This is a genomic window from Kitasatospora sp. NPDC088351 (genome assembly GCF_040685575.1).
GTDB lineage: Bacteria > Actinomycetota > Actinomycetes > Streptomycetales > Streptomycetaceae > Kitasatospora.
In genome coordinates, this window is the sequence record NZ_JBFBIL010000054.1 from 22,962 (window position 1) to 47,975 (window position 25,014).

The 25,014-nt window shown below is 73.3% G+C and carries 23 protein-coding genes; 18 read left to right on the forward strand and 5 right to left on the reverse strand.

Annotation, left to right across the window (positions count from 1 at the left end):
* Positions 1–99: 99 nt before the first annotated feature.
* The 6 genes from AB0P06_RS29070 to AB0P06_RS29095 all read left to right on the forward strand — a co-directional run bounded on the left by AB0P06_RS29070 (position 100) and on the right by AB0P06_RS29095 (position 6,815).
* Positions 100–3,369: an SNF2-related protein gene (locus AB0P06_RS29070; RefSeq protein WP_363612461.1), complete on the forward strand. Its 3,270-nt coding sequence runs from the start codon at positions 100–102 to the stop codon at positions 3,367–3,369.
* Complete coding sequence (locus AB0P06_RS29075) at positions 3,366–3,620, forward strand: hypothetical protein (protein ID WP_363612463.1); 255 nt, start codon at positions 3,366–3,368, stop codon at positions 3,618–3,620. The genes AB0P06_RS29070 and AB0P06_RS29075 overlap by 4 nt, the downstream gene beginning before the upstream one ends.
* Positions 3,621–3,894: 274 nt before the next feature.
* Positions 3,895–5,022 carry a MerR family transcriptional regulator gene (locus tag AB0P06_RS29080; protein WP_363612465.1) on the forward strand — a complete coding sequence of 376 codons (1,128 nt, stop codon included), beginning with the start codon at positions 3,895–3,897 and terminating at the stop codon, positions 5,020–5,022.
* A 213-nt stretch (positions 5,023–5,235) separates the two neighbouring features.
* Positions 5,236–5,706 (forward strand): helix-turn-helix transcriptional regulator, encoded by a 471-nt coding sequence (locus AB0P06_RS29085; RefSeq protein WP_363612467.1) that lies wholly within the window; start codon positions 5,236–5,238, stop codon positions 5,704–5,706.
* Between the two features lie 18 nt (positions 5,707–5,724).
* Positions 5,725–6,309: a hypothetical protein gene (locus AB0P06_RS29090; RefSeq protein WP_363612469.1), complete on the forward strand. Its 585-nt coding sequence runs from the start codon at positions 5,725–5,727 to the stop codon at positions 6,307–6,309.
* Positions 6,310–6,461: 152 nt separating this feature from the next.
* A complete protein-coding gene (locus AB0P06_RS29095) occupies positions 6,462–6,815 on the forward strand; it encodes a DUF2516 family protein (RefSeq protein WP_363612471.1) in 354 nt (117 codons plus the stop codon).
* Between the two features lie 121 nt (positions 6,816–6,936).
* On the opposite strand, the gene AB0P06_RS29100 is transcribed toward AB0P06_RS29095, so the two are convergent.
* Positions 6,937–8,430 (reverse strand): SpoIIE family protein phosphatase, encoded by a 1,494-nt coding sequence (locus AB0P06_RS29100; RefSeq protein WP_363612473.1) that lies wholly within the window; start codon positions 8,428–8,430, stop codon positions 6,937–6,939.
* Between the two features lie 232 nt (positions 8,431–8,662).
* Here AB0P06_RS29100 and AB0P06_RS29105 point away from each other — a divergent pair, with 232 nt between their 5' ends.
* Complete coding sequence (locus AB0P06_RS29105; RefSeq protein WP_363612475.1) at positions 8,663–9,241, forward strand: O-acetyl-ADP-ribose deacetylase; 579 nt, start codon at positions 8,663–8,665, stop codon at positions 9,239–9,241.
* Positions 9,242–9,423: 182 nt separating this feature from the next.
* Here the strand turns inward: AB0P06_RS29105 and AB0P06_RS29110 are convergent, their stop codons facing one another.
* Positions 9,424–10,254 carry a class I SAM-dependent methyltransferase gene (locus AB0P06_RS29110; protein WP_363612477.1) on the reverse strand — a complete coding sequence of 277 codons (831 nt, stop codon included), beginning with the start codon at positions 10,252–10,254 and terminating at the stop codon, positions 9,424–9,426.
* 335 nt (positions 10,255–10,589) lie between these two features.
* Here AB0P06_RS29110 and mshA point away from each other — a divergent pair, with 335 nt between their 5' ends.
* Positions 10,590–11,957: a D-inositol-3-phosphate glycosyltransferase gene (gene mshA / locus AB0P06_RS29115; protein ID WP_363612479.1), complete on the forward strand. Its 1,368-nt coding sequence runs from the start codon at positions 10,590–10,592 to the stop codon at positions 11,955–11,957.
* A 66-nt stretch (positions 11,958–12,023) separates the two neighbouring features.
* The gene (locus tag AB0P06_RS29120; RefSeq protein ID WP_363612481.1) at positions 12,024–12,536 is read left to right on the forward strand and encodes a YbjN domain-containing protein; all 513 of its coding nucleotides are present in this window, start codon (positions 12,024–12,026) and stop codon (positions 12,534–12,536) included.
* Positions 12,537–12,555: 19 nt separating this feature from the next.
* On the opposite strand, the gene AB0P06_RS29125 is transcribed toward AB0P06_RS29120, so the two are convergent.
* Positions 12,556–13,761, reverse strand: coding sequence for an MFS transporter (locus AB0P06_RS29125; protein ID WP_363612483.1), 1,206 nt, complete (start codon positions 13,759–13,761; stop codon positions 12,556–12,558).
* A gap of 292 nt (positions 13,762–14,053) precedes the next feature.
* Between AB0P06_RS29125 and AB0P06_RS29130 the strand changes: the two genes are divergently transcribed.
* The gene (locus tag AB0P06_RS29130) at positions 14,054–14,812 is read left to right on the forward strand and encodes a phosphoglyceromutase (protein WP_363612485.1); all 759 of its coding nucleotides are present in this window, start codon (positions 14,054–14,056) and stop codon (positions 14,810–14,812) included.
* 631 nt (positions 14,813–15,443) lie between these two features.
* On the opposite strand, the gene phoU is transcribed toward AB0P06_RS29130, so the two are convergent.
* Complete coding sequence (gene phoU / locus AB0P06_RS29135; protein ID WP_363612487.1) at positions 15,444–16,130, reverse strand: phosphate signaling complex protein PhoU; 687 nt, start codon at positions 16,128–16,130, stop codon at positions 15,444–15,446.
* Between the two features lie 307 nt (positions 16,131–16,437).
* Between phoU and AB0P06_RS29140 the strand changes: the two genes are divergently transcribed.
* Together AB0P06_RS29140 and AB0P06_RS29145 are read left to right on the forward strand one after the other, a co-directional pair.
* The gene (locus AB0P06_RS29140; protein ID WP_363612489.1) at positions 16,438–17,823 is read left to right on the forward strand and encodes an ATP-binding protein; all 1,386 of its coding nucleotides are present in this window, start codon (positions 16,438–16,440) and stop codon (positions 17,821–17,823) included.
* 2 nt (positions 17,824–17,825) lie between these two features.
* Positions 17,826–18,521: a response regulator transcription factor gene (locus tag AB0P06_RS29145; protein WP_363612491.1), complete on the forward strand. Its 696-nt coding sequence runs from the start codon at positions 17,826–17,828 to the stop codon at positions 18,519–18,521.
* Positions 18,522–18,634: 113 nt separating this feature from the next.
* On the opposite strand, the gene AB0P06_RS29150 is transcribed toward AB0P06_RS29145, so the two are convergent.
* The gene (locus AB0P06_RS29150; protein ID WP_363612493.1) at positions 18,635–19,270 is read right to left on the reverse strand and encodes a DUF461 domain-containing protein; all 636 of its coding nucleotides are present in this window, start codon (positions 19,268–19,270) and stop codon (positions 18,635–18,637) included.
* Positions 19,271–19,686: 416 nt separating this feature from the next.
* Here AB0P06_RS29150 and AB0P06_RS29155 point away from each other — a divergent pair, with 416 nt between their 5' ends.
* From AB0P06_RS29155 to rlmB, 6 genes are all read left to right on the forward strand, one after another.
* On the forward strand, positions 19,687–20,169 hold the full coding sequence (locus AB0P06_RS29155) for a CarD family transcriptional regulator (protein ID WP_030244332.1): 483 nt from the start codon (positions 19,687–19,689) through the stop codon (positions 20,167–20,169).
* 257 nt (positions 20,170–20,426) lie between these two features.
* Complete coding sequence (ispD, locus tag AB0P06_RS29160; protein ID WP_363612513.1) at positions 20,427–21,185, forward strand: 2-C-methyl-D-erythritol 4-phosphate cytidylyltransferase; 759 nt, start codon at positions 20,427–20,429, stop codon at positions 21,183–21,185.
* A complete protein-coding gene (gene ispF / locus AB0P06_RS29165; RefSeq protein ID WP_363612495.1) occupies positions 21,175–21,666 on the forward strand; it encodes a 2-C-methyl-D-erythritol 2,4-cyclodiphosphate synthase in 492 nt (163 codons plus the stop codon). Before ispD ends, ispF begins: the two co-directional genes overlap by 11 nt.
* Positions 21,667–21,830: 164 nt before the next feature.
* Positions 21,831–22,226, forward strand: coding sequence for a PPOX class F420-dependent oxidoreductase (locus tag AB0P06_RS29170; RefSeq protein ID WP_363612497.1), 396 nt, complete (start codon positions 21,831–21,833; stop codon positions 22,224–22,226).
* A 118-nt stretch (positions 22,227–22,344) separates the two neighbouring features.
* Entirely contained in the window at positions 22,345–23,739 is a 1,395-nt protein-coding gene (gene cysS / locus AB0P06_RS29175; protein ID WP_363612499.1) for a cysteine--tRNA ligase, read from the forward strand.
* 134 nt (positions 23,740–23,873) lie between these two features.
* Positions 23,874–24,869 carry a 23S rRNA (guanosine(2251)-2'-O)-methyltransferase RlmB gene (gene rlmB / locus AB0P06_RS29180; protein WP_363612501.1) on the forward strand — a complete coding sequence of 332 codons (996 nt, stop codon included), beginning with the start codon at positions 23,874–23,876 and terminating at the stop codon, positions 24,867–24,869.
* Positions 24,870–25,014: the final 145 nt, after the last annotated feature.

Sequence of the window (25,014 nt, forward strand, 5' to 3'; positions counted from 1 at the left end):
AGGCGTCGGCGAACCAGGCCAGTTCCTGTCCGCATTGAGCGCAGGGCCGCCGGATAGTCTTCGAACGTCGGTTCCGCAGACCCCGGGAGGGCCCCGCCCATGTTCGTGCTGCACGCGCTCTGGCGGGCGGACGGGCAGCTGGCGCTCTGGGCCGAGGATGCCCGGGCCTATCCCGCCGCGACGGCGGGTGACGCGCCCGCCGACCGGCCGTCCCCGCGCGCCCACCCGTACGCCTGCCCGGCCGCGGAGGTGGCCGCCCTGCTCGGCGGGATCGGCCCCGGCCTCGGCTGGCTGGCCGGACAGGCCCCCGAGCGGTGGGCCACCTTGCTGCTGCCCGCCGTCGGCGGCCGGCCGGCCCCCTCGCCCGACCTGCCGGTCACCCCCGTGCGCGGCGGCGCGGTCCTGCTGCCGTGGCGGGTGCCCGCCCTGCTGTTCGACGCGGCGGCGGCGGCCCAGCTGCTCGGGGAGGTGTTCGACCCGCACTGGGCCGTGACCGGCGCCGAACTCCCCGGTGCCGGGACCGTCGAGGTCACCTACGGCCCCTCGCTGCGCTGGCTCACCGCCGTGCACGACCTCGCCTGGCGCGTGGTCGGGCGAGGCCGGGTGCTGCCGGTGGCCGTCCTGGAGGGCGGCGTGCCGTCCGCCCGCTGGCGGCCGGACCCGGGGCCGGCCGAACGCCGGGAGGCCGCCGCGCTGGCGGCCGGCTGCCCGCCGGTCTGCCGGGGCGAGTGGCCCGCCGACCCCGGCGCTGCAGCCCTCGCCGCTTGGGCTGTTCCCGCCGCCCCCGCCGATCCCGTCCATGTGCCGGGGCGCAGCGGGGAGGCGCTGGTGGAGGCCGTTCTGGCCGCCCTGGTGGACGCCGAGGCCCGCGCCGTGCTCGCCGCCGAGCCCCCACTGCTGAAGCCCGCCGGTGTCGCCCGCCCGGGGGCGGCTGAGCGCTGGCTCGCCGCCCTGGCGGCCCCGGACGGGCGCCTCGCCCCGGAGGGCGGTCCTGTCCCCGGCGCCGGACCGGTCCCGGCCGACCTGGCCGACCTGGCCGAGCCGCCGGAGTTCGCCGAACTCCGGCGCCGGATCGCCGCCTGGTACGCCGCCGCCGAGCCCGCCTCAGCCGAACTGCGCCTCTGCTTCCGGCTGGTGGAACCGCTCGGCCCTGACCCGGACGACCCGGAAGGGCGGCCGTCCGACGACCACTGGCGGGTCGAGTTCCTGCTCCAGGCCGTCGACGAGCCCTCGCTGCTCGTCCGGGCCGCCGACCTGCACGAGGGCGGTGCCGCGCTGGCCGCGCTGGCCCGCAAGGCGGACGACCCGGCGGAGGTGCTCGCCGCCGAACTGGCCCGGGCCGCCCACCGCTGGCCCGCACTGGACGGGCTGCGCCACCGCGCCCGTCCGGCCGCGCTCCCCCTCGGCCGGGCCGGTGCGCTGGACTTCCTGCGCGACGCCGCGCCCGCGCTCGCCGAGGCCGGCTTCGGCGTCCTGCTGCCCGCCTGGTGGCGCCGCCGCCCCCGGCTCGGGCTCGCCCTGCAGGTCACCACGGTCCCGGCCCCCGGTTCGCTCGCCGTCGCCAGCCAGGTGGACCGGGACGCGGTGGTCGCCTTCCGCTGGCAGGCGGCGCTCGGCGACGGCGGTGACCCGCTCAGCGAGGCGGAGCTCGCCGACCTCGCCGCCGCCAAGCAGGGCCTGGTCCGGGTGCGTGGCAAGTGGGTCGAGGCCGACCCCGCGCAGATCGCCGCCGCGCTCTCCTTCCTCGCCCACCGGCGCGACGGGGTGATGTCCGCCGGCCACGTCCTGCGTACGGCGCTCGACCCCGATGCCATGGTGGCCGGTCTGCCGGTCACCGCCGTCAGGGTGGACGGCCCGCTCGGCGAACTGCTCGCCGGCCGCGCCGTCCCGGCCCCCGTGCCCGCCCTCCCCGCGGGCTTCCGTGCCGTCCTCCGCCCTTATCAGGAGCGGGGGCTGGCCTGGCTGAGCGGGCTGGCCGGCCTCGGTCTCGGCGCCGTCCTGGCCGACGACATGGGCCTCGGCAAGACCGTCCAGACCCTCGCCCTGCTGGCCGCCGAGCGGGCCCGGGGCGTCACCGGCCCGACCCTGCTGGTCTGCCCGATGTCCCTGGTCGGCAACTGGCAGCGCGAGACCGAGCGCTTCGCACCGGGACTGCGACTGCACGTCCACCACGGCTCGGGCCGGCTCGGCGAGGACGAACTGGCCGCCGCCGTGAGCGGGGTGGACCTGGTCATCACCACCTACGGCCTGGTCCAGCGCGACCTCGCCGCGCTGCGGGCGATCCGCTGGCGGCGGGTGGTCGCGGACGAGGCGCAGCACATCAAGAACCTCGGCACCGCGCAGTCCCGGGCGATTCGCTCGCTGCCCGTCACCGTCCACCGGATCGCCCTCACCGGCACCCCGGTGGAGAACCGCCTCGCGGAACTGCACGCCGTGCTGGACTTCGCCAACCCCGGACTGCTCGGCTCGGCCGAGCGTTTCAAGGAGCGCTACGCGATCCCGGTCGAGCTGCACCGCAACCCGGACCTCACCGCCGAACTCCAGCGCCGGACCGGGCCGTTCGTCCTGCGCAGGCTCAAGTCCGACCCGGCGGTGGCGGCCGAACTGCCCGCCAAGCAGGAGATGACCGTCTGGTGCAACCTCACCGCCGAACAGGCCGGCCTCTACCAGGCGGTGGTGGCCGACCTGTTGCAGCGGGTGCAGGGCATCAAGGGGGTGCAGCGGCGCGGCACCGTCCTGGCGTCCATCGGCAAGCTCAAGCAGGTCTGCAACCATCCGGCCCAACTGCTGCACGACGGCTCGGCGCTGGGGGAGCGGTCGGGCAAGGTGGCCCGGCTCGCGGAGCTGCTGACGGAGGCGCTGGCCGAAGGGGACCGCGTTCTGGTCTTCACCCAGTACGCGGAGTTCGGCGCGATGCTCCAGCCCTATCTGACCCGGCGGCTCGGCGAGGAGGTGCTCTATCTGCACGGCGGGGTCTCCCGGGCGCGCCGCGAGGAGATGGTGGCGCGCTTCCAGTCGCCGGACGGGCCAAGGGTGTTCCTGCTCTCGCTGCGGGCCGGCGGCACCGGCCTCAACCTGACCGCCGCCAACCAGGTGGTCCACCTCGACCGCTGGTGGAACCCGGCGGTCGAGGAACAGGCCACCGACCGCGCGTTCCGGATCGGCCAGCGCCGCGACGTCCAGGTCCGCCGGCTGGTCTGCGTGGGAACGGTCGAGGAGCGGATCGACGAACTGCTGGCGGCCAAGCGGGCGTTGGCCGAGGCGGTGGTGGGGGAGGGCGAGCAGTGGCTCACCGAGCTGCCCGCCGACGCACTGCGCGAACTGGTCGCGCTCTCCCGTGACGCGGTGGCCGAGGAGGAGGACCGATGACCGGGCAGCACCCGTCCGGGCACCAGCCGGAGCACGGACCGGACCGCGAGTCGACGCGTGAGCCGGAGCGGGGACAGGCGGCGCCCACGACCGTCGCCGACTACTGGCGCGGTGACTTCACCCTGCGCGCCGAGGCGGTCGAGGACCGGATCGAACCCTCGCTGAGCCGCCTCGGCCCGTCCGGGATCACCGTCCGCGGCCGGGACCTCGCCACCCTGCTCGCCCCGGCGTACGACGCCTTCCGGGCCTGACCCCGCCGCCCGATGTCACAGACCGGGGCCCTGTCCGGTCCTCGTGATGGCCCCCGCCCGGTCGACGGCGTGGCGGCGTGACGGCGTGGCGGTGTGGCGGTGTCCGGGTTCGGCGAGGCGGACGGCGGCGGCCGGATCACCGGGATCCGGGCCCTGCGCGACCCCGGCAGCCCACCCACCGCTGCGGCCCGCGCTCCGCTCCCTACGGCGGATCCCACGGCCGGTCCCGGCCGGCGTTGACCCTCGACCTGGTCGAGACGGCAGAGTCGGCGGCATGGAGAGCGACCTGCGCAGCATCGGCGCACTGGCCCGCGACAGCGGTCTCAGCGTCAGCACCCTGCGCTTCTACGACGGCGCCGACGTGCTCACCCCGGCCTGGGTGGACCCGCAGACCGGCTATCGCTGGTACCGGCCCCGGCAGCTCGCCGACGCCCGGCTGCTCTGCCGGCTGCGGCGGGTCGGTCTGCCGCTGGCCGGCATCCGGGCGGTGCTCGGCGCCGATTCCGGCTCCGGCGCCGCCCACCGGGTGGTGGACGCACACCTGCGCAGGCTGGAGGACGGCCTCGCCGACGCCCGCCGCGAGCTCTCCCTGATCCGAGCGCTGATCGACCAGAGGGAGAACCCCGTGACCACCACACCCACCGAACTCCGCTTCACCGTCCCGGCCGGTGAGCTGGCCGCCGCGCTGGACGCGGTCCGCTTCGCGGTCGGCGGCGATCCCGAACTGCCGGTCCTGGCCGGCGTGCTGTTCGACCTGGACGGTGCACTGCTGCGCCTGGTCGCCACCGACCGGTACCGGATGGCGCTCGCCGAGGTCCCGGTGCGGGGCGCGTCCCCGGCCGAAGAGGCGGCGACCGAGGGTCTTCCGGCCGGCGCGATCGTTCCGACCGCCCTGGTGGACGGCATCCGCGCGCTGCTCGGCGCGGGTGGCGAGGAGGCGGAGCTGACCCTGGGCGGCGGCCTGGTCCGGGTCGAGACCGGCGGGCACCGCATCGAGGGTGCCACCCCGGACCACGACTACCCCGACTACCGGTCGCTGATCCGCCTCGACCCCGTCCACCGGGTCGGCCTGCCCGCCGCCGAACTGCGCGGCGCCGTCGAGTCCGGCGCCACCCGGACCCTGCCCTCCGGGCCGCACGGGGCCGCCTGCGAGGTCACCGTCCTCGCCCTCGGCCAGGACGGACGGCTCACCGTCGCCCCGGCCGACACCGCCGCCGCACCCGGCGAGGTCCGGGTGGCCGTCAACCGCGACTTCCTGCTGGAGGCGCTCCGGGCCGCCGGCCGACCCGAGCAGCTCGTCCTCGAACTGACCGGTCCGATCGCCCCGTTGGCCATCCGCTCGGCGGACCGGGACGGCACCTTCTCCATCCTGATGCCGATCCGGGTCCCCGACCTCGGGTGATCCGCCGGGCGCGGTCCCGCCCTCCCCGGCCCGGCCCCACCGGAAGCACCGGGGGCCACTGCGCCCTGCGGCGACCTGTCCAGCGGATCTTCCGGGGCCCAGCGCGTCGGCGGGGACGGTGGTGCGCAGCTGGGCGAACTGCGCCGGCCCGGCGCGTTTGCTGTTGTTAGCACCCTGCTTGCACATGCAAGCAGGGTGGGGCAGGGTGGTCGCATGGCCTCACTGAATGTCGGCTCGTTGGGCGAGTACATCCGCGAGCAGCGGCGAAATGCGCAGTACTCGTTGCGGCAGTTGGCGGAGGCCGCCGGCGTGTCCAACCCCTACCTCAGCCAGATCGAGCGAGGGTTGCGCAAGCCGAGCGCGGAGATCCTGCAGCAGATCGCGAAGGCGCTGCGGATCTCGGCGGAGACGCTGTACGTCCAGGCCGGGATTCTGGAGGAGCGGCGGGACGAGGGCCTGGAGCTTCGGGCCTCGATCCTGGCCGATCCGCTGATCAACGAGCGGCAGAAGCAGGCGCTGCTCGCGGTCTACGACGCTTTCCTCAAGGAGAACGCCGCTCATCAGGGCGCGGTCTCCGACGGCCCGGAAACCGGTGGCCCGCAGGCCGACGGTTCGAAGGCCGATCGCCTCGGGACCGCAGGTCCCACGACCGATGGCCCGAAAACCGTCGGCCCAGCAACCTAGACACCGGGAGGACCGGTCATGCCGATCACTGACGAGATCAAGAAGACCCTGAGCGACCCGACCCCGCTCTACGCCCTGGCCGGCGCGGGAGACCTCGCCTACGAGAAGCTGCGCGAGGTCCCGGGGAAGGTCGAGGCGATCGCCGCGGACCGCAGGGGCACGCAGGAGAAGGCCACGGTCAAGCTCCAGGAGGCGCAGGCCAGGCTGGTCGAGGCGCAGGCGAAGGTCGCGGGTACCGTGACCACCCTGCCCACCGACCTCAAGGTGCTCCAGGAGAAGGCACAGACCTTCGCCCTCCAGCAGGTGGGCCGGGCGGTCGAGCTGGCGGTGAAGGCCAAGGAGACGTACGACGAGCTGGCCGAGCGCGGCAAGGGCGTGGTGGACCGGGGCCGTCCGGGTGGCGCGGACGCGCTCACCGAGCCGGCGCGGGACCAGCAGCCGGAGCGGGCGGAGACCGAGCAGGAGCCGGTCGAGGCCGGACTGGTCGAGGCCGAACTGGTCGAGGCAGAGCTGGTCGAGGACGGTGCGCCGGCCGGGGCCGCCGAGGAGTCCGGGCCGAAGAAGGGCCCCCGCGCCCGGAAGAGCAGCGGGGCGGCCGAGTAGCCGCTCCGGCCCGGACCGGTCGAAGGCCGGTCGCGGAGCAGTGGTCCGGGGCACATCCGGTGGCCCCGGGACGTTGACACCTCGGCGGACGGTTCACCGTGCCAGGATGGGTGGGACCGGGACGCCGGAGCCGAGACACAGAGGAGACCGTGATGGGCGGAGTGGGTCAGATCCTGGACTTGGCTTACCTGAATCCGTTCTGGTGGCTGGCCGTGGCGATTCTGGGCTTCAAGCTCTTCGCACTGATCGACGCGGCCGCCCGCCCGGAGGACGCCTACCGGGCGGCGGACAAGAAGACCAAGCCGTTCTGGTTGGCGATCCTGGGGATCGCCTTCGGTCTCGATCTGCTGTTCGGGGCGAACTTCCTGACCAGCTTCCTGACCCTGGGCGGCCTGGTCGCCGCGATCGTCTACATGGTCGACGTGCGCCCGGCGATCCGGGAGCTGACCAACCGCGGCGGCGGGCGCGGCGACCGGCGCAACATGGGGCCGTACGGACCCTGGTAGACCGGTCGGCCCAGACGAACAGCGAGCCCCGGCGCGCGGGACCACCCCGAGCGCCGGGGCTTTGTGCGCAGGGCTCCGGTCACCGGGACGGTCAGCCGGACGCCGCTGCTCCGGTGCCGCGTCAGCCCAGGATCAGCTGGACCGGGTTGCGCTCCAGCAGCAGGACGGCGACGTCGTCCGTCAACGCGCCGCCGTTCAGCTCCTCGACCTCGGCGATCGCGCTGTCCACCAGCCGACCCCTGGTCAGCCCGGCGGACTGGTGGTCGCCGACCAGATCCGCCAGCCCGTCCTGGCCGAGGCGGCGGGAGCCGGCTCCGACCCGGCCCTCGATCAGCCCGTCGGTGTACAGCAGCAGCCGCCAGCCGCGACGGAGTTCGAACCGGTGCGACGGCCAGACGGCCTGGCCGTCGTCGCACGGCAGCAGGCCGAGCGCGGGCCCGGCGAGGTCGGACGGAAGCATCTCGGGCTTGTGGTCATGGCCGAGCAGCAGCGGAGCGGGGTGCCCGGCGAGGTAGAGCCGGGCGTGCTCGACAGCACCCAGCGAGTCCAGCTCGCCGGACGCACCGCCGGGCTCGATGACCAGCATGCAGAGCGTCGCGAAGATCTCGTCGCTGCGTCGTTCGTGCTCCAGGACGTGCTGGAGGGTGGTCAGCAGCGTCTCCCCGGTGAGACCGGCGAAGACGAGGGTGCGCCACGCTATCCGGAGCGCCACTCCGAGGGCGGCCTCGTCGGGGCCGTGCCCGCAGACGTCCCCGATCACCACGTGGACGCTGCCGTCGTCGGTGCGGACGGCATCGTAGAAGTCGCCGCCGAGCAGGGCGCGGCGGCGACCCGGGCGGTAGCGCCGGGTGAAGGAGAGACCGGCGCCGTCCAGCAGCGGGGTGGGCAGCAGATGGCGCTGGAGCCGGGCGTTCTCCTGGCCGCGCAGCTCCGCCTCGACCAGTCGGCGCTGCGACTCGTCGGCGCGTTTGCGCTCCACCGCGTACCGCAGGGCCCGGGCCAGCAGGGGGCCGTCCGTCTCGTGCTTGATCAGGAAGTCCTGGGCTCCGGCGGCCACGGCGGCGGCGCCCAGTTCGGCCCCGGCGGCGTCGGTGAGCACCACGACCGCGGTGTGCGGGGCTCGGCGGAGCAGCTCGTGCAGGCCCTCCAGACCGTCGGAGGCGTCCGAGGGGTGCGGCAGGTCGGCGGGTGCGGCGAGGTCGAGCAGGACGCAGCTGAAGTCGGAGCCGCGCGGTCGGCCGCGCCGGTTCCACGGCGGGGCGGGGGCCAGCAGCTCGGTGGCCTGGTCCAGGCCGCGGGCCCAGTGGATCTCGATGGAGGTGCCGCTGTCGGCCACCGCCGCCCTGATCAACTGGGCGTCGGAGGCGTCGTCCTCGATCACCAGCAGCTTGAGCGGGGCGGCGGAGGGTGCGGAACGTCCGGCCGGGGAGTGCCAGAGGGAGGTGGCGGCCGCGGCGTCCGACCGGGGGTGCGGTATCGGCGCGGTGGCCGTGGCCGGGCCCACGGACCGTTCGGCGGGGCCTGGGCGGTTGCGGGCATGGCCGGAGAGAGCGCCGTTGAGGGCGCCCGTCAGGTCAGCGGCACCAGGTGCCCGCCCGTCTCCCGTTGCGGGCATCGGTCGATCCTCCCTTTCCCCGAGTGCGTAACGGCCGGCGCCCGTCCGCAGTGCCCGCCTGGCACGGTGCGGCGGGGAACTTCTCGCGACCATAACGTGATCTCCGGGGATTTCTCTGGCCGACCGGCACCGTTGTGGCTATTGCCACGCCGGTGGCGGTGTGGTGAATGGACGTGGACGACGGATGAGGCCCGTACCGGGGACGCGCGGGCGGGCGGAGAAGGAGCGCACGATGGTGACGCGGATCACCCTGGTCGAGGGTGACATCACGGAACAGCGGGTGGACGCGGTGGTGAATGCGGCCAACTCCTCTCTGCTGGGCGGTGGCGGGGTGGACGGTGCGATCCACCGCAAGGGCGGGCCGCAGATTCTGGAGGAGTGCCGCCGGCTTCGAGCCTCGCATTACGGCAAGGGGCTGCCCACCGGGCAGGCGGTGGGGACGACGGCGGGGCGGCTGCCGGCCCGCTGGGTGGTGCACACCGTGGGGCCGGTCTACTGGGCGGACGAGTACGACAAGAGGGCGGAGCAACTGGCCTCCTGCTACCGCGAGTCGATCCGGGTGGCGGTGGAACTCGGCGCGGGCACGGTGGCCTTCCCGGCCGTGTCGGCCGGGGTGTACGGGTGGCCGCTGGAGGATGCGGCCCGGATCGCCGTGGGCACCGTCGCCGAGGTGGTGCGCGGCGACAGGACGGGCGAAGCGGTAGAGCTGGAGGAAGTGCGGTTCGTGCTGTTCGGAAGGGAGGCGTACGGGGTGTTCGAGCGGGCGTTGCGGGTGGCGGACGAGTTGCGCGGGTTCGAGCGGAACGACTGAGCAGGGTGGGGCCCGAGCGACGGTGGTGGCGCCGATCGGATGCCTCCATGGTGGCGTGACAAGGCGTCAACATGCCAGAGGTATTCGATAACTCGTTCGAGTGAATCCCTGGGATCGCTCACCAGCTCCTGCCGGTGCCGCCCCGCCGCCCGCCATCGTCTGCCGGCTGGAGGCAACGCCCGCTACGGCGCGAGCGCCGTCCACGGCACGGTGACCTCGCCCTGGCGCCATCGCCCGCGCGCGTCCACCAGCGGCCAGCTGCCCGACAGCGCCGTGCACGCCGCCACCCAGCGCTGCCGGGCGCCGAACGCCCCGTACGGCGCGGCCGCCGCCCAGGCCCGGTCGAAGTCGGTGAGGAAGGCGTGCACCGGCCGGCCCGGCACATTGTGGTGGATCAGTGCTTTCGGGAGCCGTTCGGCCAGGTCGGACGGTTGCCCGAGGCCGCCGAGCCGGGCCGCGAAGGTCACCGTGCGGGGCCCCTCCGGGCCGAGCGCGACCCAGACGTGCCGCCGCCCGATCTCGTCGCAGGTCCCCTCGACCAGCAGCCCGTCCGGCGCCAGCCGGGCGCAGAGCCGCTTCCACACCCCGGCCACCGCCGCCTCGTCGTACTGCCGCAGCACATTGGCGGCCCTGATCAGCCGGGCGGGCGCGCCGCCGTCCAGCGGCACCTCGAACCCGCCGCGCCGGAAGGTCAGCAGCGGCGGCTGGGCGTACGGCAGTGCCGCCGCGACCCGCTCCGGCTCGATCTCGATCCCCACCACCCGGACGTCCGGCCGTACCGCGCGCAGCCGTCCGGCCAGCTCGACCGCCGTCCAGGGCGCGGCGCCGTATCCGAGGTCGACGGCCACCGGGGGCCGGTCGGCGGACCGCAACGCGTGGCCCAGCGTGTGCGCGATCCAGCGGTCCATCCGCCGCAGCCGGTTGGTGTTGGTGGTGCCCCGGGTGACCGTCCCCACCGGCCGCCCCGCCCGCCCTCGGGCGGGCGCGGTCACGGAGTCGAAGGAGGCGGCCATGCCCAGAAGGGTACGCGCGCGCCCACCCGCCCTCCGCGTCCGAGCCCGGCCGCCGGCCCTCCGGACCCGCCCGCTCCCGGCCCGCCTCGGGCCGGGCCCCGACCACCGGCCGCCCCGCCCGCTCAGGGCGTGCGCCATCTCATGTGCCGGGACGGGAATGCCGATCGATGACCTGGTGGTTGGCACACTGGTGGCGATGTCTGCCCGGACGGGGCAGCACGCCGCCGCGCCGCACCCGCGACGCGGCGGTGTGGCGCCGGCGGCAGCGCACAGACCGAACAGCAGGCAGCAGGCAGGCTGCAGCGACCGGGCAGCACAGAGGAGGCTTCAGCCAGGTGATCCAGCACCCCGTCCGTTCGGTACGCCGTGCCCAGCCGACCCCGCCCGTACGCGGCCGGCTCCAGTCGCTCGTCACCGGCCGCCAGCGCCGGCCCCGCCGGATAGCCATGCTCAGCGTGCACACCTCGCCGCTGCACCAGCCCGGCACCGGCGACGCGGGCGGGATGAACGTCTACATCGTGGAGCTGGCCAAGCGGCTCGCCGACCTCAACATCGAGGTCGAGGTGTTCACCCGGTCGATCTGCTCGGACGACGCGCCCACCGTCGAGCTGGCCCCGGGCGTGCTGGTGCGGCACGTCACCGCCGGGCCGTACGAGGGCCTGCTCAAGGAGGACCTGCCGGCGCAGCTCTGCGCCTTCACCCACGGGGTGCTCCGTACCGAGGCCGGCCACCGCCCCGGCCACTACGACCTGGTGCACTCGCACTACTGGCTCTCCGGCCAGGTCGGCTGGCTGGCCGCCCAGCGCTGGGGGGTGCCGCTGGTGCACACCATGCACACCATGGCGAAGGTCAAGAACGCCGCGCTGGCCGAGGGGGACACCCCCGAGCCGGCCGCCCGGGTGATCGGCGAGACCCAGGTGGTGGAGGCCGCGGACCGGCTGATCGCCAACACCACCGAGGAGGCCGCCGAGCTGGCGCTGCACTACTCCGCCCGGCCGGACCAGCTCGCCGTCGTCCACCCGGGCGTCAACCTGGACGTCTTCCGCCCGGGGGACGGCCGCGCCGCCCGGGCCCGGCTCGGCCTGTCGCAGGACTCCGCCGTGCTGCTCTTCGCCGGCCGCATACAGCCGCTGAAGGCGCCGGACGTGCTGCTGAGGGCGGTCGCGGCGCTGCTGGAGCGGCGGCCCCGGCTGCGGGAGCGGCTGGTGGTGCCGGTGGTCGGCGGCCCGTCCGGCACCGGGCTGGCCAGGCCGGAGAGCCTGCACAAGCTCGCCGCCCAGCTGGGCATCGGGGACGTGGTCCGGTTCCACCCGCCGGTCGGCCAGAGTCAGCTGGCGGACTGGTACCGCGCGGCGACGGCGCTGGTGATGCCCTCGTACAGCGAGTCCTTCGGGCTGGTCGCGCTGGAGGCGCAGGCCTGCGGCACACCGGTGGTGGCGGCCTCGGTCGGCGGTCTGCCGGTCGCCGTCCGGGACGGTGTGACGGGCACACTGGTCCACGGCCACGACCCGCAGGCCTGGGCACACGCGCTGGAGCCGTACGCCACGGAGCCGGGCCTGGTCGCCCGGCGGGGCGAGGAGGCGGCCCGGCACGCGGCCGGCTTCGGCTGGGACACCGCCGCGGCGGCCACCGCCGAGGTGTACGCGGGCAGCCTGTCCAGGCCGGCGGGCCGGCTCACCGGCTCCCGCCTGCGGCTGGCCTGAGCGCGGGCACCGGTCGGGGCCGGTCGCTGCTGCGCGCGGCCGGTACCGCCGAGTAACGTCACCCTCATGGCTATCCGCACCAAGGACGAGGCCCTGACCCTCCTGCGCACCGCCCTGGACGACGCCGGGGTGGCCTGGGAGCCGGCCACCGCCGATCCGTACACGCTGGTCGCGACCCTCCCGGGCACCCGCAAGCTGAGCACCACCTGCGCCCTGCGGGTCGGCGACCACACCCTCTCGGTGAACGCCTTCGTGATCCGCCGCCCGGACGAGAACCACGAGGGCGTCTACCGCTGGCTGCTGGAACGCAACACCCGGCTGTACGGCGTCGCCTACGCGATCGACCAGCTCGGGGACGTCTACCTGGCGGGCCGGCTGCCCCTGGAGGCGTTGGCCGCGGACACCGTCGACCGGCTGCTCGGGACGGTGCTGGAGAACGCCGACGAGCCCTTCAACACACTGCTGGAGCTGGGCTTCGCGTCGGCCATCCGGCGCGAGTGGGAGTGGCGGACCAAGCGCGGGGAGTCCACCCGCAACCTGGCCGCCTTCGCCCACCTCGCCGCCCCGGCGGCCGAGTAACGATCGGCCCGGCCGCCGCTCAGGAGCCCGTGGAGGCCGACGCCGACGCCGACGCCGGCTCGGGCCCGGTGTCGGCGGGGCCGCCGACCGCCGTCGTGCCGTTCCGGCGGCCCGGGACGGCGGCGGCCGCCGCCGCTCCGGGCCGCCGGCCCAGCACCGCGTACCCGGCCGCCGCCACCGTGCCGCAGACCGCGCAGGAGCCCCACACCGCCGTGCTGCCGACCCACTCCAGCAGCACACCGCCGACCGCCGGGCCCAGGAACGAGGCGAGCGACCAGGAAAGCGAATAGACGCCCTGGTAGCGGCCTCGGGCGTGGGTCGGTGACAACTCCGCGATCAGGCCCATCATGGTCGGCGCGTTCAGGATCTCGCCGATCGTCCACACCGCGACGGTGAACGCGTAGAACCGCGCGGACGACCCGGCGAGCGCGGTCAGCCCGAAGCCCCAGCCGATGAACAGCGCGCTGGCGACCAGCAGGGCCGTCCGGTCGCGGCCCTCCATCCACCGGGTGAGCGGGATCTGAAGCAGCACGATCAGCAGACCGTTGAGCCCGATCACCAGGCCGTACTGGACGGAGGTGATGCCCGCCAGGCCCATGTCCACGGCGAGCGTGGTGCTGCCCTGCTGGGCGACCAGGGCGAGCAGCAGGTTGAGCGCCACCACCGTCATGAAGCGGGTGTCCCGGAACACCGTGCCGAGGCCGATCCTCGGTTCGTCCGGTCGGCCGACCGGCTCGGCCGGCCTGGTCTCCGGGATCCGGATGAAGATCACCACCGCGCAGATCAGGGTGGAGAGCGCGTCCAGCAGGAAGAGAGTGAGGTAGCCGTGGGTGGCGATCAGGCCGGCGGCCGCCGCCGAGAGGCCGAAGCCGATGTTGATCGCCCAGTAGTTCAGCGAGTAGGCGCGGACCCGGTCCTCGGGGGGCACGATGTCCGCGATGATCGCCGAGGTGGCCGGCCGGGTCGCGTTGTTGCAGAGGCCGACCAGGAAGACGACCACGGCGATGGCCACCTGACCGTCCGTGAAGCCGAGCACCGCCGTGAACAGGGCGGTGCCCAACTGGGCGGCGACCAGTGTGGGGCGGCGCCCGATCCGGTCGGTCAGCACGCCGGCGCCCACCGCCGAGATCGACGAACCCAGGCCGAAGAGCGCCGCGACCAGGCCCGCGTACGAGGGCGGATAGCCCCGGCTGGTGGTCAGATAGAGCGACAGGAACGGGACCACGAACCCGCCGAGCTTGTTGATCAGGGTCGAGGTGCCAGAGCCACCAGAACTGCCGGGGCAGCCCGCCCGTCGTCTCGCCCGCCGCTCTTCGGATCCGGTCGGTGAGGGGCAGGTCGGACGAGGCGGGCATGCGGGGCTCCCCGGGGCGGCAGGCGGCGTTGGCAGGGTGTCCGCTGGGCGGGGCAGGCGGAACCGCCCAGCAGATAGGTAAGAGTCAAAACTGCTGAGCACACATTACACATGGCCATAGGTCCCGACCAGGGGTTTTCCGGGCTCCACTAAGCTGGGGGCCATGGCTGACACGACGTACCGACTCATCCTGCTCCGTCACGGCGAGAGCCAGTGGAACCAGAAGAACCTGTTCACCGGTTGGGTCGACGTCGACCTCAACGAGAAGGGCGAGAAGGAGGCCGCGCGCGGTGGCGAGCTCCTCGCCGCCGAGGGTCTGCTCCCCGACGTGCTGCACACCTCGCTGCTGCGCCGCGCGATCCGGACCTCGCAGATCGCCCTGGACAAGGCCGACCGCCACTGGATCCCGGTCAGCCGCAGCTGGCGCCTCAACGAGCGGCACTACGGCGCGCTCCAGGGCAAGGACAAGGCCCAGACCCTGGCCGAGTTCGGTGAGGAGCAGTTCCAGCTCTGGCGCCGCTCGTACGACACCCCGCCGCCGGTGCTCGCCGACGGCGCCGAGTACTCGCAGGCCGGTGACGCCCGTTACGCCGACATCCCGAGCGAGCTGCGTCCGCGCACCGAGTGCCTGAAGGACGTCGTCGAGCGGATGCTCCCGTACTGGTACGACGCCATCGTGCCGGACCTGGCCGTCGGCCGGACCGTCCTGGTCACCGCGCACGGCAACAGCCTGCGCGCGCTGGTCAAGCACCTCGACGGCATCTCGGACGAGGACATCGCCGGCCTCAACATCCCGACCGGCATCCCGCTGGTGTACGAGCTGGACGCCGACTTCAAGCCCGTCACCAAGGGCGGCCGCTACCTCGACGCGGAGGCCGCCGCCGCCGCCATCGAGGCGGTCAAGAACCAGGGCAAGAAGTAAGCCCGAAGACGTAACGGCCCCTCACCTGCGCGTATGGCGCTGGTGAGGGGCCGTCGTCATTTCCGGGCCGGCTGTGGGCCGTCAGCCTTGGTGATCCCGGGGCTTGAACACCTCCCCGATCGCCTTCCGGGCCCGGTGCCGGCTGTTCCGGCATCAGGTGGACGTAAAAGCGGCCGCGCAGGCGCTCAGGGCCCCGGGGTGCGGGGCCTCGGGGGTGCAGGGTTCTCAGTGACCGCAGCAGCCGCCGCTGACGCCACCGCACTGGCAGGGGGCGCCGGACTGGCAGCCGCAGCCGCAGCCCGGGCCACAACCGCAGCCGGCCGCGAGGACGGGCAGCAGGTTCGGGGTGGGCGGCTCAACGGTGGCGTGTGCCGGTGCCGGTCGGGTCGGGTTTGCCTTCATCGCGCTGGCTCCTCCTTGTGACGGGCACACTTCGGTGCCTACGGCATCGAGTGAAACCGCCAATCGGAGGGAGCGTCAACAGGCGCGCAGTGGTGGGGAGCCCGAGAGGTCGTGCGCCCCCACCACTCCTGTTCGAGGTTTACTCACCCTCCGGGGGGAGCCCCGTCGCCGGGGCCCCACCCCTGAGGCCCCACCCCGGGGGGCCCAGGCGCCGAGGCCCCCGGCGGCCTCACTCCCCAGCGGCGGCGGCGGCCTCCGTGGAGGCCACGAACTCGTCCACGTGCTCACCGGTGACCAGGTACACCACCCGCTTGGCGACCGACACCGCGTGGTCCGCGAACCGCTCGTAGTAGCGGCCGACCAGGGTGACGTCGACGGCCGTCTCGATGCCGTGGTGCCAGCGGTCGTCGATCAGGTGCGCGAACAGTTCGCGGTGCAGCGCGTCGATCGCGTCGTCGTCCTGCTCCAGCTCCAGTGCCTTGTCGACGTCCTTGGTGGCGATCACCAGGCCGACCTTGGCCACCAGACGCTGGGCGAGCTGCCCCATCTCCAGCACCGTCGCGTGCAGGTCCGCCGGCACCGCCGACTCGGGGTAGCGCAGCCGGGCCACCTTGGCCACGTGCCGGGCCAGGTCGCCGCAGCGCTCCAGGTCGGCGCTCATCCGCAGCGAGGTGACGACGATGCGCAGATCGGTGGCGACCGGCTGCTGGCGGGCGAGCAGGTCGATGGCCCGGTTCTCCAGGTCATGGTGCAGGTCGTTGACCTTCTCGTCGGCGGCGATCACGCTCTCCGCCAGCGCCAGGTCCGCATCGAGGAGCGCGGTGGTGGCCCGGCCCAGGGCCGAACCGACCAGCCGGGCCATCTCGACCAGGCTGTCGCCGATCGAGTCGAGTTCCTCGTGGTACGCGTCGCGCATGCTCTCTCCTCAGTAGCTGTGTCGGTGGCGGTGCCGACCGGTCGTCCCGTACGACCGTCGGTCCGGCCTTCGGGTAACCGCTGCTGGTGGCGCGAATCGTACGCGCGCACCGGGGGCGACAGGCGGGTGTCCGGTCCGTCGCCCCTTCCCGCACTGGCTGCCCGGCCAACTCTGGGCCGTCCGGGCGACCACGCACGACCCGTGCGGTGAACCGGCAGCTACGTGAAGGTGAATTCTCGGCAACGTCCAGCCGATGCCTTGATCCGATCCTTGGGGAGCGCCCTGGCCGTGCGCTTAGGCTGGCCGCATGGACGTGAATGTGGCCGCCGCCGCTGCCTGCGCCATAGCCGGGCTCGGAGTCGGCCTCACGGCCTCCATCGCATTCCGCTGGAGCGAGCGCGAACAGGCCAGGGGCAGGAACAGCGGCACCAGCGGCAGAAGCAGTGGTCGGCACCAGGGGCTGAGCGCCCCCACCCATGAGGCCCCGCTGCCTCCGGGGGTCGACACGGTGCTCTCCGTGCTGCGCTCCTGCGCGATCGTGCTCGGCGACGGCGACGAGGTGGTCAAGGCCAGCTCGGCGGCGTACGCGATGGGCCTGGTGCGGGGCGGCGCGGTCGCCGTCGACCAGATGCTCTCGCTGGCCCGCGCCACCCGCCGGGACGGCGAGATCCGCCAGGTCGAGCTGGAGCTGCCGCGCCCGGGCACCGCGCGCGCCGTCGAACCGCTCGCGGTGTCGGTGCGGGTGGCCCCGCTGGGCTCCCGGCTGGTCCTGGTCCTGGTCGAGGACCAGACCGAGCGCCGCCGGGTCGAGGCGGTCCGGCGCGACTTCGTCGCCAATGTCAGCCATGAGCTCAAGACCCCGGTCGGCGCCCTGTCGCTGCTCTCCGAGGCGGTCGCCGACGCGGCGGACGACCCGGAGGCGGTCCAGCGCTTCGCCGGCCGGATGCAGATCGAGGCGACCAGGCTGGCCAGCCTGGTGCAGGAGATCATCGACCTCTCCCGGGTCCAGGACGACCGGCTGATGGTCGACCCCGAGCCGGTCGCGGTGGACGAACTGATCGTCGAGGCGATCGACCGCTGCCGCCAGCAGGCCGCCGCCAAGCAGATCCTGATCGCCGCCGGCGGCATCGCCGGCCTCTACCTGTACGGCAACCGCGGCCAGCTGGCCGCCGCCCTCGGCAACCTGGTCGAGAACGCCGTCAACTACAGCCCGCCGCGGACCAGGGTCGCGATCGCCACCCGCCGGATCTCCAGCGCCGCCGCCCTCGGCGAGGCCGACGGCGAGCTGATCGAGATCTCGGTGACCGACCAGGGCATGGGCATCTCCGAGAAGGACCGCGAGCGGGTCTTCGAACGCTTCTACCGCGTCGACCCGGCCCGCTCCCGGGCCACCGGCGGCACCGGCCTCGGCCTCTCCATCGTCAAGCACGTGGCCGCCTCGCACGGCGGTACGGTCTCGGTGTGGAGCGTGGAGGGCCAGGGTTCCACCTTCACCCTGCGCCTGCCCGCCGGTCAGGCCCCCGCCACCGACACGACCGACGCCGGACCGACCGCCACCACGGCGTCGCCGGCGGCACCGAGGACCCTCACCACGGACCGGACGGCCAGCACGGGCCGCGCGGACCGGTCGCTCCCCGCCGGGGAGCGGGAAGAACCCCTGTCAGAGACAACCCAGCTTGCCCCGGAGGCCTGATCGTGACCCGAGTACTGGTGGTCGAGGACGAGGAGTCGTTCAGCGACGCTCTCTCGTACATGCTCCGCAAGGAAGGCTTCGAGGTGGCCATCGCCGCCACCGGCCCCGACGCGCTCGAGCAGTTCGAACGGAACGGCGCCGACCTCGTCCTGCTCGACCTGATGCTGCCGGGGCTGCCCGGCACCGAGGTCTGCCGCCAGCTCCGAGTGCGCTCGAACGTCCCGGTGATCATGGTCACCGCCAAGGACAGCGAGATCGACAAGGTGGTCGGCCTGGAGATAGGCGCGGACGACTACGTCACCAAGCCGTACTCCACCCGGGAGCTGGTCGCCCGGATCCGCGCGGTGCTGCGCCGCCGCGGCGAGGACGGCGGCGCCGGTGACAACGGCGGCGGCCCCGGCGCGCTGGAGGCGGGCCCGGTCCGGATGGACGTCGACCGGCACGTGGTCACGGTGGACGGTGCCAAGGTCGACCTGCCGCTGAAGGAGTTCGACCTGCTGGAGATGCTGCTGCGCAACGCCGGCCGGGTGCTCACCCGGATGCAGCTGATCGACCGGGTCTGGGGCGCGGACTACGTCGGCGACACCAAGACCCTGGACGTCCACGTCAAGCGACTGCGGGCGAAGATCGAGCCGGACCCGGGCGCGCCGCGCTACCTGGTCACCGTGCGTGGCCTCGGCTACAAGTTCGAGCCGTAAACCGCGTCTGGCCCGGCACCGGCCACCGAACCGGTGCCGGGCCGGACGAAAGACCCCCTCCGGCAAGCGCCGGAGGGGGTCTTCTCGTACTGCCGCGCCCGGGCGGGCGGACGTCAGTGGGTGCCGGCGGGGGTGGTGGTGGCACCGGACGGCGTGGTCGCACCGGCGGGCGTCGTCACCGGGGTGGTGGCGGCCGGGGAGCCGGCGGCCTTGGACGGCGCGGCCGCCGGGCCGGCGGCCGGGCCCCAGCCCTTGTACAGGCCCTTGTTCGGGCTGACGGCGGCCTGGGTCTCGACCTTGCTCCCGTCCTTGAAGGCGAAGGCGGTGGGCACGAAGCCGCCGACGTTCACGCTGACGGAAGCGACCTTGGCGGACGGGTTGCCACTCCCGCCGAGCAGCACCGCGCCGCCGGCCGGGACGACGATGCTGCTCAGCGGAGCGCCCTTGTCGTCGGCGAAGACCGCGCCGGCACCGTTGCCGACGGTGATGGACTGCAGCTCGGCCGGCTCGGTCCCGGTGTTGCTGATGTTCACCGTCACATTGGCGGGGCCGGTGTGCTCGCCCGAGGACTCGTCCCCGGTCACGACGACGATGTTGTTCAGTCGGAGGGTGGTGCCGAGTGTCGCCGAGGCGTTGTCGGGCTTGATCTCCAGAGTTTCCGGCGTGTTGCCGGCCGCGCAGGAGGACAGCGAAACGATGGCAAGGGCGGCGATGGCGGCGATGCTGCCGCGTCGAAGGCTGCGGCTCACGGCGGCGGCTTCTCCTAGGTCGCGTGGCGGATGGTCAGGCCTCAGATTATCGACCCCACTTATACGCCCCTCACGGGGTGGTCCCCCGTGTCGTGCGCCGAAGGTTCGTGGGGCCCCCATACGGCGGCACTTCCGCGTGTTCAGGTCAACAGTCGACCAAGATCGGATCACGATCGGGAAACGGCCCGATAAACGGTGAAAACCCAAGATCCAATCACGGTTTCGGGAGTGTTGCCGCAGGTTTCGGCAAGCGCCGGAACCGCCTCCGACCTGCGGGAAGCCCCCACCGAAGGCCGGTCGCAGCACGTCATGGGGGTCCTTGTCAAGCCCCGAGACCGGCCCTGACCTGCGAAAACGCCCTTCGGGTGCGCCGAAAAGCGTGTTATTCTGGAAAGCCACGGAAGGGGTCCTGTCACATGACGTTCAAGGTTGGCGACACGGTGGTCTACCCCCATCACGGGGCCGCGCTGATCGAGGCCATCGAAATTCGCCAGATCAAAGGTGTGGACAAGACCTACCTGGTGCTCAAGGTGCAGCAGGGAGACCTGACGCTCCGCGTGCCCGCTGAGAACGCGGAGTTCGTCGGCGTTCGCGATGTGGTCGGCCAGGAAGGTCTGGACCGGGTCTTCGAGGTGCTCCGCGCACCGTACACCGAAGAGCCGACCAACTGGTCCCGTCGCTACAAGGCGAACCTGGAGAAGCTCGCCTCGGGTGACGTTATCAAGGTCGCCGAGGTTGTGCGCGATCTCTGGCGTCGCGAGCGCGAGCGCGGTCTCTCGGCCGGCGAGAAGCGCATGCTCGCCAAGGCTCGCCAGATTCTCGTCAGCGAGCTGGCGCTGGCCGAGAACACCAACGAGGACAAGGCGGAGACGCTGCTCGACGAGGTCCTCGCCTCGTAGCGCAGTCGGGCTGCCGCCCGCCCGCTCACAGCGCCCGATGTCGGCGCGCCACTCACCGGATGTGATGTCCTGCGAGTGGTGCATTGACACCTCGGGCGCTGAGGCGTGTCCGGACGACGCCTCTCACCCCGAGCCGACCCGGGCATGCAAGATCGTTTCTGCTGTTCTGCGGGCGGCGGGACCATGGTTCTTCGGAAGGGGTCCACCCGCCCGTCGTGCACGCCATGGCCATACCCACTTCGCCGAAGGAGTGAAACCTGAACGCCACAGCAGCAGTCGCAGCAGCAGTGGTGCCCGCCGCCGGACGCGGCGAGCGGCTGGGGCCCGGCGCCCCCAAGGCCCTGCGGGAACTGGGCGGAGTGCCGCTCCTGGTGCACGCCGTGCGGGCGCTGGCCCGCAGCCGGGCGGTCGGCCTGGTCGTGGTGGCCGCGCCGGCGGACGGGGTGGCCGAGGTGGCCGCCCTGCTCGACAGCCACGGTCTGGACGGCAAGGACATCCGGGTGGTGGCCGGCGGGGCGACCCGCCAGGAGTCGGTCCGGCTCGGCCTCGCCGTGATCCCGGCCGAGGTGGAGATCGTCCTGGTGCACGACGCGGCCCGCCCGCTCGTCCCGGTCGAGGTGGTGGACGCCGTCGCGGCCGCCGTCCGGGGCGGGGCCGAGGCCGTGGTGCCCGCCGTGCCGCTCGCCGACACCGTGAAGCGGGTCGAGCCGAGGTCCGGCGGGCCGGAACCGGTGCTCGACACGCCCGACCGGGCCACCCTGCGCGCGGTCCAGACCCCGCAGGGCTTCCGCCGGACGACGCTGGTCGAGGTGCACGCCAAGGCGCTGGCCGAGGAGAGCGCGGGCGGCGCGGGCGCGCTGCCGCCGGTCACCGACGACGCCGGCCTGGTGGAGCGCTTCGGCGGCCCGGTGGTCGTGGTGCCCGGCCACGAGGAGGCGTTCAAGGTGACCCGTCCGCTGGACCTCGTGCTCGCCGAGGCCGTACTCGCCCGCAGGAGGGCCTCCGATGGCTACTGACCCGGTCCTGCCCCGTATCGGCATCGGCACCGATGTGCACGCCTTCGAGGCCGGGCGCCCGCTCTGGGTGGCCGGCCTGGAGTGGCCGGGCGCCGAGTACGGCCTGGCCGGGCACTCGGACGCCGACGTGGCCGCGCACGCCTCCTGCGACGCGCTGTTCTCGGCCGCCGGGATCGGCGATCTGGGCGCGCACTTCGGTACCGACCGGCCGGAGTGGTCCGGCGCGTCCGGCGTGACGCTGCTCGGCGAGGCGGCCCGGCTGGTCCGCGCGGCGGGATTCGAGATCGGCAACGTCTCGGTCCAGGTGATCGGGATCCGGCCGAAGATCGGCAAGCGCCGGGACGAGGCGCAGGCCGCGCTCTCGGCGGCGGTGGGCGCGCCGGTCTCGGTCTCCGGCACCACCACCGACGGTCTCGGCCTGACCGGCCGGGCCGAGGGGCTGGCGGCGATCGCCACCGCCCTGGTCTACGAGCGCCGCTGAACCCGAGGGGCCGCGGGCGGGCCCCTCGGGAATAACCGTCGGGTGACGGGTGTTCAGAAGCCTTTGCCGGGGCCCGGGTCGCTACCGTTCGACGCGGGCCCCGCGAGGCCAGGCCCTCGCTACCGGGCCCGCGTCCGACGCCGCGTGACGAGAAGAGGTTCCCGATGACCGCCCATCTCACCGACCAGGCCAAAGCCCTGATCGACGGCAAGAGTTTCGCCGTGGTCTCCACCGTCCAGCCGGACGGCGGCCCCCAGTCCTCCGTGGTCTGGGTGGCGCGGGACGGCGACGACATTCTGTTCTCCACCGTCGAGGGCCGCCGCAAGCACCTCAACCTGGTGAAGGACCCGCGGGCCTCCCTGCTGGTCAACCCGCCGGAGAACCCGTACTCCTACGTCGAGGTGCGCGGCTCCGTCACCGTCACGCGGGAGGGCGGCAGGGAGCTGATCGACCAGCTGGCGCGGAAGTACCAGGGGGCGGACTCCTACGGCTTCGACGGCCCGGACGACGTCCGCGTGGTCGTCCGGCTCACCCCGCACAAGGTGGTCGGCCACCTCTGAGCCGACCCTGAGCGGAGGGGGTGCCTCCTCCCCGTCATGGAGAAGAAACGGCGCTGCCGCGGTATTGACATTTGAGAATGTCGCGGGGCACCCCCTGCTGCCCACTACGCTTGACGCTGTGAGCATTCGCCTGTACGACACCAGCACCCGCCAGGTACGCGACTTCGTCCCGCTTGTACCGGGTTGTGTCTCGATCTACCTGTGTGGCGCTACCGTCCAGGCGGCCCCGCACATCGGGCACATCCGGTCCGGCCTGAACTTCGACATCATGCAGCGGTGGTTCGCCTACCGCGGCTACCAGGTGACCTTCGCCCGGAACGTCACCGACATCGACGACAAGGTCATCGCCAAGGAGCGCCAGCTCGGCACGCCCTGGTGGCAGATCGCCTATGCCAACGAGCGGGCCTTCAACGACGGCTACTCGGTGCTGGGCTGCCTGCCCCCGACCGTCGAGCCGCGGGCCACCGGGCACATCCCCGAGATGATCGAGATGATGCAGGCGCTCATCGCCAAGGGCCACGCCTACGCGGCCGACGGCAACGTCTACTTCGACGTGAAGTCCTTCCCCGAGTACCTGTCGCTCTCCAACCAGAAGCTGGAGAACCTGCGCCAGCCCGAGGGCGAGGGCGAGACCGGCAAGCGGGACCCGCGCGACTTCGCGATGTGGAAGGCCGCCAAGCCGGGCGAGCCCAGCTGGAACACCCCGTGGGGCTGCGGCCGTCCCGGCTGGCACCTGGAGTGCTCCGCGATGGCGCACAAGTACCTGGGCCGGGCGTTCGACATCCACGGCGGCGGGATCGACCTGATCTTCCCGCACCACGAGAACGAGATCGCGCAGTCCAAGGCGTACGGCGACGATTTCGCCAATTTCTGGGTCCACAACGCCTGGGTCACCATGAGCGGCGAGAAGATGAGCAAGTCGCTCGGCAACTCGGTGCTGGTCTCCGAGATGGTCGGGCGCTGGCGTCCGATCGTGCTCCGCTACTACCTGGCGGCCCCGCACTACCGCTCGACCATCGAGTACAGCGAGGAGTCGCTGCGCGAGGCCGAGGCCGGATTCGGCCGGATCGAGGGCTTCGTCCAGCGCGTGGTCGAGCGCTTCGGCCCGGTCGACGCCGCGCCCGAGGTGCCGCCGGCCTTCGCCGAGTCGATGGACGACGACCTGGGCGTGCCGCAGGCGCTGGCCATCGTGCACACCGCCGTCCGCCAGGGCAACAGCGCCCTCACCGCGGACGACAAGGAGAACGCGGTGGCGCGTCTGGCCGAGGTCCGTGCGATGCTCGGAGTGCTGGGTCTCGACCCGCTCGACCGGCAGTGGGCCGGGGCGGAGCGCGGCGAGGACCTGCACGGCGTGGTCGACTCGCTGGTCCGCCTCGTCCTGGAGCAGCGACAGGCGGCCCGGGCCCGCAAGGACTTCGCCACCGCGGATGCCATCCGCGACCAGCTCGGCCTGGCCGGGCTGGCGATCGAGGACACCCCGTCCGGCCCGCGCTGGACGATCAACAGCCAGTAACCCCATCTGACCATGGGGTGAGGGTGGGCCGTACCGGACCGGTGCGGCCCTCCCGCATGACGTAGCGCATGCCGTCGGCCGTCACCGGTCTCACCGGGGCGGCCGGGCATGCCGGACAGACAGGAAGTACAGCCATGGCCGGCAACAGCCAGCGCAGGAACCGCCGCAACGCCGGATCGAAGAAGGGCGCGTCTGTCGGTACCGGCGGCCACAGCCGGAAGGCACTCCAGGGCAAGGGCCCGACCCCGCCCGGCGCCGAGCGCAAGGGCCACCCGAAGCAGCGTGCCGCCAACGCCGCGGTCAAGCGCGAGCGCGACGCCAAGGCGCGGGCCGGCATGCGCCGCAGCGGTGGCGGCGGTCGTGGCGGCCGGGGCGGGGCGGGCGCCGCCGAGCTGGTCGTCGGCCGGAACTCGGTGGTCGAGGCCCTGCAGGGCGGCGTACCGGCCACCGCGCTGTACGTCATGCAGTTCATCGACACCGACGACCGGGTCAGGGACGCCTTCCAGGCCGCCAACGACCGCGGCATCCCGCTGATGGAGGCCCCGCGCCCGCAGCTGGACCAGATGACCGGCGGCCTGAACCACCAGGGCCTGGTGCTCCAGGTCCCGCCGTACGAGTACGCGCACCCCGAGGACCTGCTCGGCGAGGCCGCGGACGCCGGCCAGGACGCGCTGATCATGGCGCTGGACGGCGTCACCGACTCGCGCAACCTCGGCGCCGTGGTCCGCTCCGCCGCCGCCTTCGGCGCGCACGGCGTGGTCATCCCCGAGCGCCGGGCGGCCGGGATGACCGCCGGTGCCTGGAAGACCTCCTCCGGTGCCGCGGCGCGGCTGTCCGTCGCCCGTGCCACCAACCTGACCCGGGCGCTGGAGGCCTACCAGAAGGCCGGCCTGCTGGTGGTCGGCCTGGCCGCCGACGGCGAGGCCGAGATCGGTGACCTGGAGGCGCTGACCGGCCCGGTCGTGATCGTCGCGGGCAGCGAGGGCAAGGGCCTGTCCCGGCTGGTCTCGGAGACCTGCGACATCCGGGTGCGGATCCCGATGCCGGGTGCCACCGAGTCGCTGAACGCCGGTGTCGCGGCGGGCATCGTGCTGTACGAGGCCGCGCGGCTGCGGAGCAAGGTCGGCTGAGCCGCCGGGCCGGAGGAACGTCAGCGGAGTGCCTGACGCCGCCGCGTCCGCGCCGATCACACGGGGTGTGCGGCGCGCAGGAGATCTTCTGAACTCTCCGCAATCCTGGTGAAAGCGATCGGGCCCGACCGGGCCCGATCGCTTT